Annotated in this window: 8 protein-coding genes and 1 tRNA gene; 1 reads left to right on the forward strand and 8 read right to left on the reverse strand. The window is 61.5% G+C overall.

What is annotated here, in order from left to right; all coding sequences use genetic code 11:
• Positions 1–17 precede the first annotated feature (17 nt).
• Positions 18–94 (forward strand) — tRNA-Met (locus BW994_RS18145).
• Here the strand turns inward: BW994_RS18145 and BW994_RS18150 are convergent.
• The 8 genes from BW994_RS18150 to BW994_RS18195 form a co-directional block, all read right to left on the reverse strand.
• Positions 51–2,045, reverse strand: a complete 1,995-nt coding sequence (locus BW994_RS18150) for a recombinase family protein (RefSeq protein ID WP_342743260.1) — start codon at positions 2,043–2,045, stop codon at positions 51–53. The genes BW994_RS18145 and BW994_RS18150 overlap by 44 nt on opposite strands.
• Before the next feature lie 385 nt (positions 2,046–2,430).
• Positions 2,431–4,605, reverse strand: coding sequence for a hypothetical protein (locus BW994_RS18155; protein WP_029313794.1), 2,175 nt, complete (start codon positions 4,603–4,605; stop codon positions 2,431–2,433).
• 36 nt (positions 4,606–4,641) lie between these two features.
• Positions 4,642–5,772: an ATP-binding protein gene (locus tag BW994_RS18160; RefSeq protein WP_029313793.1), complete on the reverse strand. Its 1,131-nt coding sequence runs from the start codon at positions 5,770–5,772 to the stop codon at positions 4,642–4,644.
• A gap of 334 nt (positions 5,773–6,106) precedes the next feature.
• Complete coding sequence (locus BW994_RS18170) at positions 6,107–6,433, reverse strand: hypothetical protein (protein ID WP_029313791.1); 327 nt, start codon at positions 6,431–6,433, stop codon at positions 6,107–6,109.
• Positions 6,434–6,663: 230 nt separating this feature from the next.
• The gene (locus tag BW994_RS18175) at positions 6,664–7,809 is read right to left on the reverse strand and encodes a site-specific integrase (protein WP_051657624.1); all 1,146 of its coding nucleotides are present in this window, start codon (positions 7,807–7,809) and stop codon (positions 6,664–6,666) included.
• Positions 7,802–9,685 (reverse strand): tyrosine-type recombinase/integrase, encoded by a 1,884-nt coding sequence (locus BW994_RS18180; protein ID WP_245594227.1) that lies wholly within the window; start codon positions 9,683–9,685, stop codon positions 7,802–7,804. The genes BW994_RS18175 and BW994_RS18180 overlap by 8 nt, the downstream gene beginning before the upstream one ends.
• A 257-nt stretch (positions 9,686–9,942) precedes the next feature.
• Positions 9,943–10,101 (reverse strand): helix-turn-helix domain-containing protein, encoded by a 159-nt coding sequence (locus BW994_RS20605; protein WP_081849213.1) that lies wholly within the window; start codon positions 10,099–10,101, stop codon positions 9,943–9,945.
• A gap of 53 nt (positions 10,102–10,154) precedes the next feature.
• Positions 10,155–10,462, reverse strand: a 308-nt coding sequence (locus tag BW994_RS18195; protein WP_175612146.1) for a transposase, incomplete at its 5' end; no start/stop codon positions are given.

A 10,462-nucleotide genomic window follows, 5' to 3' on the forward strand; every position in this document is an offset into this window, starting at 1 on the left:
CAACACAAACACACACCCGCGGGGTGGAGCAGCCCGGTAGCTCGTCAGGCTCATAACCTGAAGGTCATCAGTTCAAATCTGGTCCCCGCAACCACTTTTACCGAACTAAAGAACAAATTAGAACCACCACCAAATGCCGCCCCACCAAGGGCGGCTTTTGTCGTTTTGGGGACCGCCGTACCGCCATCGAGCGCCAGCGCCACCATCGACGCGATCGCGCCGGTCAGCACAATGTCCGGCAATGACGAGGCTGGTTTACCCCGGCGCTGCTTGGTTGGCTTTGAGGTTGAATCGCCGGTCGTCGCGTCAAGGGGGATTCGAGCCGCACCCAAGTTAATCGACACTGGATCACCAGCATCCGGCTTGGCCGCCTCCGGCGTGGGCGTGCCAATATCAACCCGATCGATCAGGGTCCGCACCGTCTCCAAGGCAGCCCGGCCGTCATCTTCAGCATGAAGAGCGGTTTGCAGTTGCTCGACCTTGTCGCGGTAGACGCCGGCGAGATTGGGATGCAGCCGCGGTGCTGCAATCGGCGGGTTTTTAAGCTGGCGGGTGAGGGTGGCTTTGCGCCCCTCCAGATCATCGAGCTTTTGTTGCAGCCCGGGTGCCCTGATACCTTCGCTGATCGCCTCAAATAATTGATCGAGCTTGCGCGTCACGTGATCGAGTTCGCGTTTACGGGCGGCATTATCCGCTTCGATGGTGCCCTGTAGCTTATTCCACTCCGCTGTGAAATCCGCCACGAACTGCTCGACGTGTTCTGGGCGCATAAGCTGGTGCCGCAGCGCGTTGAGAATGAGCGCATCAAGTTCGCTGCGCCGAATGTTCTGCTTGTTACTGCATGTCCCCTGCCGATTGGCGGCGGTGCAGCCGAGGTAATCTTTACCAGTCGCGCCGAACGTGCCACCGCATGCGGCGCAGAAAACCTTGCCGCTCAAGATATGCTGCGCCCGACGCCGCTCATGGAACTTCGGCCGCCCAGGCGCATCCGCACCTGAGGCATCGCGAACATCGGATAACCGCGCTTGCACAAGATCCCAGAGATCCTGTTCCACAATCCGCAGATCAGGCACGTCCTCGATGATCCACTGGTCCATCGGATTCATGCGACGGACCCGCCTGCCGGAAACCGGATCCTTGATGGACCGCGACCGGTTCCAGATCAGCCGGCCGATATAAAGCTCGTTGCGCAGAATGCCGGTACCCCAATCGAGGTGGCCGCGAATCGTGGTGTCGCGCCACGAGCGACCATCAACGCCAGGGACACGCTCGGCGTTCAACTGTTTGGCGATCGCAATCGGGCTGGCACCTGCCGCCACCATCGTGAAAATGCGCTGTACGACCGACGCTTCGGCTTCGTTAATTGCACGCTCACCCCGGATTGGCTCCCCGCGGGCGTCGACACTACGGACGATATCGTAGCCAAAGCTCTTGCCGCACGCCGCCTTACCGGCTTCGATCCGGCCGCGCATGCCACGATGCGTCTTCTGCCCCAGGTCTTTCAGGAAAAGCGCGTTCATCGTGCCCTTCAGTCCGATGTGCATCTCCGAGACGTCGCCCTCCGCGATCGTTACGATCCGCACATCGGCAAAGCGCAGGCGTTTGAACAGACCGGCGATATCCTCCTGATCGCGCGACAGGCGATCCATCGCCTCGGCTAGCACGATGTCGAACTGCCTGCGGTTCGCATCCTCCATCAGCGATTGAATGCCGGGACGGATCAGCGATGCCCCGGAAATTGCCCTGTCCGAGTAGCTGTCGACCACAGACCAGCCCTCGCGCGTCGCCCGCTCACGGCAGAGCCGCAGTTGATCCTCCACCGACGCCTCGCTCTGCATGTCGGTGGAATAGCGGGCGTAAAGCACAACACGAGGCGGCATCGGACGACTCCGAGTGAAAAATGATGCGGAGAGGCTACCATACGACGGCCGGGAACGACCAGCGAAATTGAGCCGGTTGATCGGGGCGAAGGTTGCATCGGTAAGCCACCGGGTACGATCACCGACTATGGAGTGCGGAACGTGTTTGGGATTCCCGCAAGCCATATCGGGTTTGCGCCAAACGTTGCCGTTGGCTGGATGACCGCTTTGCGCCCAATTGTCGCCATTCCCGAGCCCGAACGCGATTGCCAATTGCTGACAGTCCGCTTCGATAAGTATCTCCAGCCGAAGCACGTCTTCCTACCCCGCAGGAACTACGGAGGTCACTGGATCCGCTGACATGCCCATAACGGTCGAACTGAAACATCGAGAGCAGGCGCTGCTAATCTGGATCGCGAGAGTCATAGCCCGAAGAAGAGATGGACAAATCGGGCGTTCGAATCGTCAAGCCTTCACTCTATATCGAAATCGCACCGAACGGCAACTCGGGTTTGGAAAGCCTTAATACAGGGCGAGCGCCACGCGGCCCCCCCTGTTGGTGCCGAGTCGTTTAGAGCAGCCTGCGACGGCAGAGCGCCGCAAGCTCGGCGACAAGCGGCGGGTGCGTTGAGGTTTCAGCCAGAATGTCGATTAGCTTCGCGGGTGGCAGGCGGAGGCGCTTGCTTCCGAGAGCGATGAGCGCCTCGCTCGCGGCCTCGCCGCGCGGTCGATGGGCGCCTGCGATGATGCGCCCGATTATCCGCGCCGCGTCGAGCCGGCCGCCGACCTCTCCCGAGAAGTCGATCTCCGTGGGCCTGGCGGCGCGGAGGAGGCTGGCCTGGATCACTCCGTCGTTGAACCGGCCAAGGTTGGAGGGGTCGAGCAGGGTCTGCTGGAACCAGTTGGCGCGGAGTGCCCGTGCGCCTGGCTTTGGCGCTGTGGTTCGGAGCTTCTGGAGAACGGCGCTGATTGTGTATAACACATCCGCCTGCGTCGGCTTCGCCGTGGTCCGCTCTGGGAGCTCCGAGGGCCAGAAGACGAAGCCCGGCTGCAGGACGAGCGGGGCGGCACCATTGGCGACAAAGAGATCGTCCATGAGGGGCGCCGAGGTGCGCCGGAGGAGATCCCGGCGGGCGGCGAGCGTCTCGGAGAGGTGAGCGCCGCCTGAGACCACATCGTCGAGGAACATTAGCTCGGCCTGCCACGCGTTCGGAGCGGCCGCCGACGGCAGCACCAACTCCTCGATTGCCGCGAACCGATGTGGACTCGGTTCCTGGGTCTGCACCAGAGTTCGCTCGAGCTCTTGCCGACGCGTGGCGCTGACCGACTTCACGAGGCCGACGATGTAGATCTGGGGAGAGTTCGGCCGGACCTTCCGAAGGTCGCGGCTTATGTCGAGAAGCGCACGCCCACTCTCGATCACGGCGGCGGCAATCACGATCGGCGACCCGTTGAGTTGGATGCCGGCCTGAGTGTCGGTCCGATCCAGTCCATCGACACCTGATCGTGCCACGAAGACAGGCGTCACGCCGGCCCGGGCGCAGAGATCACGCGCGAACTGCTCGGAAGCCTCGTCCAGCATGATGCATTCGCGGGTGCTCGAGGGAACGTGGGTCTTCGCGAAGTATTCGAGACGCTTCATGAACTCGGGCGCGACCAAAAGCATATCGGCGTTAACGAGGTACTGCCGACTGGTCGCGCCCGACGCGACGGAGACACCGAATGCGCCGGATCCGGCCAGCCTGTCCATGGTGGATGCTAGACGCTCCGGCGCGTCGGCTTTTTTGAGCGTGAGTGGTTCGAACTCTGGGCCGCTGAGGTCGAACTGATCCCCCCGCAAGTCTACGGGGATCGATCCAGAGTCGCAGAGGGCACAGTTGGGCTCGCGATAGGTTTCGCGCGCCTCGGCCATCCCCAGTGGGTTAAGCTTCTTGTCAAAGGACAGATCCACCGCCGACGGAAAACGCGGGGAGGTGGCCCCGAGGTAGAGAACGTGCGCTATCCGCGATCGATCGACCTCTCGTTTTTCGACGATGCTACCTAGGCTTCCGCTTGACGTAGCCGAGATGAGAACGACCGAGGTGTCGCTGCCGCTGAAATCGTAGGTCTCGACGCCAAGATAGGACCGGAAGCTGTCGCACCGCAGAGGCTGGCGTCCAGGCTCGAGCGTCCACAGAAGCTCGTTGACAGCTGAGACGAGAGTAAACATCGCAGGCGTATCAACATGCGCTTGTACCGCGTTGTCTGGGATGAGCGGCAGCAGCGTCATGGCGATGATCGAGATCTCGGCGTGGCAGACCAGAAGGTTTGAGAGGCGCATAAACCGGTCGGTGTGTCTGCCGGAGGGGTTCCTGAAGTGGTAGCTTGCGTTGGCCTCGACGAAGCCACCGTGATCGAAGAAGATCGCCGTCGCGGATCGCCTTCCGATCTCCGTCAGCGTGATCGAGCTCTTAACACCCGTGCCGGTCGCGACCTCACGATCGACTTCGCCACCCTTCCTGTCGAAGCCGATCACGGTGACGGTCGCATGCGGGGCGAGCCGATGGCGCACACGCCTCAATTCGCGATGATCCCGGATGGCGGTCACCGTTTTGGCGCGGCTGGTTTCTCTGACGACGATGACGACTTCGTCGGGCACGAGATTGCGCTTTACCTCTTCGTCGATCAGCGCGGCGAACGTATCCGCGGGAAGCTCGTCGGTGGCGAGATAGACCACGAACGTGTCAATCGTCTCGGTCTGCGTCAACCGTTCTAGACGAAGGGAGTATAATGGGCGCAACGTCTATATCCCCAGCGGAAACATGAGGGTGAAGAGCGTGCCAGCCACGGGGGCGAGCTCGACCTCCGGGCCCGACCACGCACGGAGTTCCGGCGGCTCGCCGAAAGGTTTCCGGTCCTCAAGGCCTAGGTCGCAGAACAGCCCGAGCCTGCCGGTGCGGAGTCTGAGGAAGCCACCTCTCTCGCGAAGCAGGTCGATCACGGTCGGTAGGCCGAGTCCTGCGGAGGACAGGGATTTGCGGGAAACGTTCTCGCGGAAACATCGCCGGACGAGATCGAGCTCCTCGTCGGGGTTAATGGACGCGAGCGGTCGGCCGGAGAGGCTCGGAGCCATTCCGGGCCCGGTATCGAATACGGAAAGCTCGATCAGCTGGATGTCGCGGTTGCCCGCTCGGGCGGGACGAAGCCGCGCGACGTAGTCGGAGAGTGGTTTTGCCTCCGCTGCGAGCACCGCGACCGTGTCAGGCGTGACGGAATGGCGCCGCGCATGGAAGCCGCGCACCGACTTCGCGGGGACGTCGCCCCGATCGTTCACGCGACCATGCTCCTCCGTGTTGCGGAACAATTCGTGGAGCGCCCCGCCCAGGGCGTGGGCGAAGCCAGCAGGCACGGAATGTGAGAGCTCGGTCGGGACCAATTCCTTCACCACGGCCGATGCGAACTGGTTAAAAGCGGGGAGCTTCTTGACCTGGCGCATGCCCTCCTCGTCTTGCGCGTAGAAGGCACGGGGATAGCTCTTGGCGAGATGGTCAATGCAGACGATCTCCAGCTGTGGCCCCCTTGAGCCCCCTTCCGGCGACTCGGACTGGAGGATGGCTAGGCGGGCGAGCGCGGCGCGCTGGAGCAACTCGGTGAGATTGGGCCCGCGGATACTCGAGATGCTATCGGCTACTAGGACAGCGACGAGCCCGTAGAGCCTGGCGACAAGTCGATCAATCTGCACGTTGTCGGCTGGGCCTTCCGCGTAGCTCACCAGTTCCGCCGGATGGGCGCTGTTTGCCCAAGTTGAGAGAGCCTGAACGAATGCTGCCTCGCCGCCAGCGGCCTGGTACTTGGCGCGTGTGGGGATCTGAAGCTTCCCGACCTTGCCGGCCGCGACGCTGCGGAGGAAATTCTCGGCCGCCGAAAGGGTCATAGAGCTTGTGAGTTGCATGGTCAGCTATTGGTGGCATCTTCTGGAGCCGCCCTCAAGCGGTTGTTCCGGGTGGTCGAGAAATGGTCGGTGCGTGGTCGGATCGCCGAAGATGTGAACCAAACTAGACACCCACGATTGTCTTCTCAGACCTCTCGTTCACGGAAGTCGCCAGACCGCTGACGGCCCGCATCAGGCGCCAGCAGTTTCCTCCCATCTCAGCCCAATCCAAGATGGCCGCTTTCGCGTCTGATCCGCCGAAAGCGGCCCAGCCGCTTTCGGCCAACAGGAGCCATAGAAAAACCCCCCCGTCCATAGTCGGACGAGGGGGTTATATCTATGCTGAGGCGTTTGCCTCGAAAATGCGGATCAGCTCGCGCCCTGAGCGAACTACGACGTTACCGCGGTTTTCGACGAGGCCGCAGACGTGGCGGATGGCGGCGATATTGTCGCGGGTGGTCCGTGCTGTCGGCACGTCGGCTGATTGGTCGCCGACGGCTTCACTCTGGGCGAGCATCATGTCGACGGCGATGCCCAGCATGTTCAGAGCCAATTCGAGCGTGTCGAGATTGGCTTTGTGGTGCGAGGCGCACGAATACATGGTCGTGAGCCTGGGATCGGACACGGCGTCGTGTGCCGTGGCCGGCTTGACCGGGTTGGTCATGGTAGTTCTCCGATATAGATGATTAAAACGGCGGCATCCGGGCGATCAGCCCTGCCTGCAGACGAAAGGCGGCACATCGTCGCGGAGACGATGTGCGGGATTGAGGCCATTTTTGGATTGTCTGCTAAGTATATATGGTAATATAATGTCTATGTTCAATAGTTATAAAATGTATAGACTTAAATAAGTTCGTAATGGCAATAGTTATAAATCTGATATATTCAAATTATTTACTGACTTGTTTTCGAAAGCCATGCCCGGTTATTTGCATCATCGGTGCGTTCGAGCATGTCCTGGTGGAACAGCTCCGTCGCGAGGTCGGCATTGGCGCGGTTGTAATGTTCACGTGCGACTGCCTCGCTGATATTAAGCACGACGCCGCCGAGCCGGGGCTGAGCGCGGTTGACCGCGGGTGCGGTGGTGCCGATCGCGTGGCGGAACCGGTGCGTGCCGATCGAGACACCGAGCAGGTGCCGAGAGCGTTTGCGCACAAGCTTTTCGATACCGCGTTCGGCGAGCGGCTCACCGAGCGTGCCGGCCCATAGTGCATCGTGGATCTGGCCGCGCAGCAGCTGCGGGCGGATTTCGGTGAGGTAGCGATCGATGTAGGGGTTGAGCCGCTTTGGCAGCAACACGCGGTCGGCGCGTCCGGTCTTGATCTGATCGGGCGTATAAACGAGCCAATAGCGATCGTCGACGCGACTGAGATTGCCGCTGATCGTGGTTTGCGCAACGGTGCCGAGGCGCCGGGCACGGGCGGCCTGAATGGCGAAGAACAGGCCATCACGATACTGGAGTAATTGAGAGCGCCAGCGATCGCGCTTTGATGGCTCGGCAGTGTCCATCAGACGATAGCCTTCGCGGTAGAGCACGCGCGCGTCCGGGGTCAGAAAACCGCGCCGGTCGTCGTTGAGCCGTTGGCGTACTGAGGCGCCGTGAGGCTGCAAAACGCAGCTTCGGTCCGCATCGGGCGTGAGAACTCTAATCGCCAGGTTGAGCTCGGCAAAGCGGCCAATGATTGTGCCTGCCCGGTTACCGCGCGCCTTGAGCGCCCGGAACCAAGCTGCGCTGCGGGCATCGGATAGCCGATCGCCGGGTGCGGCGGTCTCGTCGAGCCAGTCCTGCTCGCGCAGGAAGATGAGCCAGTAGGAATAGCCGCGGGCGATCTTGAAGCGAGAGGCAAGGCGGAGGGTGGAGCCGTAGCCGGGATCGTCGAGCGGATCGGTGTGGGCGCAGCTGGCGGCCCACAACGCCTGATCGAGCGCGGGCCACGTCGCAATCCGGCGGGCGAGTCCGCGCGCGAGACGGGCATCGTCACGGGTGTTCGGCTTCTCGCGGGGACAGGAATGCGCGTATTGGCGCGAAGGCTTATCCATGTCTACGGCTCCCCTGACCTTTGGCGGTTCCGCGGGTGGAACGGGTCGGCGAGGTGGGCCGGGTGCCGCACTTGCCGCTGATGGGCCGAGCCTTCTTTGCGTGAATCGGGTGGCGTAACTTCATCGACTCGAGTACCGATTGGTCGAATCGGTCGAATGCCGCGTCGCGCTCAGGGCCGGTATAGGAGCGCCGCGCGGTTTGGTCTGTCTTATGGCCGAGAACCTGTCGAACAACCTCGAACTCGCCGGGATGTTTCTTGAGGTAGGCCACAGCCGCGCGGTGGCGCAAAATGTGAGGGTTGATTTCGCAGCCGACTCGTTCGATCACGATTTTTTTTAAACTATCGCCAAACGCCTGTCGGGTCATCGGCTGGTCTTCTTTGCCGGGGAAGAGGTACGGGTTTCCCGGTGCGGCGATCAGGGGACGGAAATGGGTCTCCCATTTGGCGATCAGCTCGTTTGTCAGTGACAAAACCAGCCGGTCAAGGATCTGGCGGTTCTTGACCTCGCTTGCCGGAATGAAGAATCGCTCGATCCGGCGCCGCGCGCCGTTTTGCGTCTCGATGAAGTGTCGGTCGCGGCGGAGCGTGACTACATTCGAGACCCGGAAGGCGTAGAACAGGGTTAGATGAATGCCCAACGCGCGCTTGGCGGCACTGACCGCGCGGCCCGGGCTGGCGGGCAGCAATTCGACCGCTTCGTTCATCAAAACCTCCGGCAAGGCGAGGATTGCCGCTTCCACCGCCGGCGTGAGTAACGGTTCGAGACGGCGCTGGTTCCTCTCAGTCATCTCGGTGTATTTGACGTCGACGACGGTCTTCCACCGGGCGATCCGCACCACGTCCTCATCGGACAGACCGATGTGAAATTTTGCCACCTGCCGGAGCGCCTCGGCGACGTGGGCGGCGGAGGTCGATTTGTCCTTGCCGGACCGGTCACGCATGAAGCGTATGATGTCGCGGACCCGATTGAGGGGGGTCATCAAATCGCGCAGGCTGCGGATGTCTGCCAGGGGGACGCCAAGCTGATTGAGCGCCCAGATTGCCTGGCGGAGATGGCGGATCCTGCCCTCGATCGTCAGAGCGGTGAGCGGTCGGCGAGGGCCGACGGGTTGGAAAGCGGCCCCTTCCTGCCCGTTTGAACCGACATCCTGATCCAAGACGTCATCATCGCTTAGGAGATCGAGGTCGCTCGACCGCAATCTGTGTGCCAGCCGTGCGATCTCAGCCTGCAGCGCTGGATCCATGGCCTCCAGCGGCACGCTGGAGAAAGATCGGCACCGGGCGGCGCCCAGCACCGGCAGGTTGAACCCGGGTAATGTGCGGCTGGCTTTGTTCCAGGCATAGCGGGTCTGGGCGAACATCCGGCTGGGGTTGCGGCACAGGCTGTTTTTAAGAACCCATGCCTGGAACGCAGCGAAATTTTCGTCCGACACCGTGTATGGGGCGACACCTTCCTGGGAGAGATATTTCATCAGGCAGGTCAGGGTGTGCGAGACGCGATTCGGGAGTTGTTCGCTCACGGCGGCCCAGGTGTCATTCAAGGGCTTAGGGTCATGCAGGACACCAAGTCGGCGCATGACGAAGCGGACGCCGGAGCGGGTGGTGGACATGGAGGGTGCCGAGATGCCGTAGAGCTGTGACGCCTTTCGAAGCACCTGCGCGTTTAGAACGGCAGGTGAGAGAGCGAGAATAATCGCATCCGTTTCGGCAATCCTCGCGATGGTACGCAGTGACGAGATGAGCACGCTCCGCCGCGCCGCCGAGAGATCGATCCAGGTCGCCACCAACGCTATCGCTTCGCTGACAGTTATCTCGGGAGGTAATGCGGGTTGTTCGTTGTTGCCGGAAGGTAGAATTGGGGTATTGTCGGACATGGATAACTCCTGTTTGGTCAATGCCGGTCAAAGCCGGACGGTTATGAGAAGGCTATACACCAGTCTCAAGCTAATTGACTGGTAGTGTTCTAAGAAGGACTGAGAAAGCGACTGTTTTTGCTTGAGGTTTTCGATTGAACGATTCAGAGCGACTGCGTCGGCGATCGTATTCGCCGGATTAGTCATTCTCAGGCCCGTCTGGATCGTCAGGGCATCTACGGTTGCTAGTCCGGCCGTCAGCATCACCAAGGCTAAACTCAGCGTCGAAGATTTTCGGCGATAAGCGCCTGGATCTGATCGGGATCGAAGAAGATCGCACGGCCGAGCCGGATTGGGCGCAGATGTCCGGCCTGCACCCATCGGCGGATCGAACGCGGGGTACGGCGGAACAGAATGCAGACATCTTCGGTCGTCAGAAGTGGCGAGTGCGGCGCCGAGAGCTATGATGGAATTTGGGTGACGGCGGTGATCAGGCGGCGTTCTGTGCTGGCGTCTCGATCACCTCGACGCCGTCCCGGAAAGTAATGCCCTGGATGACCTTGGGCAACTGGTTTTCTCCGTTGAGTTTGCGCCAGGTTTTGGCGGCTGCAGTGACGAGTTTGAAGACCATGAGCCGGGCGGTGTCCTGTGACAGCGCTCCCTTGGTTCGGATCGTTCTGTGGCGGACCGTGGCGAACACGCTCTCGATCGGGTTGGAGGTCCGCAGATGCTCCCAATGCTCGGCCGGGTAATCGTAGAAGGTCAGCAGCGCATCACGGTCCTTGACCAGACAGGTCA

Source organism: Acidiphilium rubrum, from assembly GCF_900156265.1.
Classification (GTDB): Bacteria; Pseudomonadota; Alphaproteobacteria; order Acetobacterales; family Acetobacteraceae; genus Acidiphilium; species Acidiphilium rubrum.

Coding starts and splice junctions, on each gene's coding strand:
- BW994_RS18150 (WP_342743260.1), bottom strand. CDS start 2,045: ATGGCTTGCGGGAATCCCAAACACGTTCCGCACTCCATAGTCGGTGAT.
- BW994_RS18160 (WP_029313793.1), bottom strand. CDS start 5,772: ATGACCCTTTCGGCGGCCGAGAATTTCCTCCGCAGCGTCGCGGCCGGC.
- BW994_RS18170 (WP_029313791.1), bottom strand. CDS start 6,433: ATGACCAACCCGGTCAAGCCGGCCACGGCACACGACGCCGTGTCCGAT.
- BW994_RS18175 (WP_051657624.1), bottom strand. CDS start 7,809: ATGGATAAGCCTTCGCGCCAATACGCGCATTCCTGTCCCCGCGAGAAG.
- BW994_RS18180 (WP_245594227.1), bottom strand. CDS start 9,685: ATGTCCGACAATACCCCAATTCTACCTTCCGGCAACAACGAACAACCC.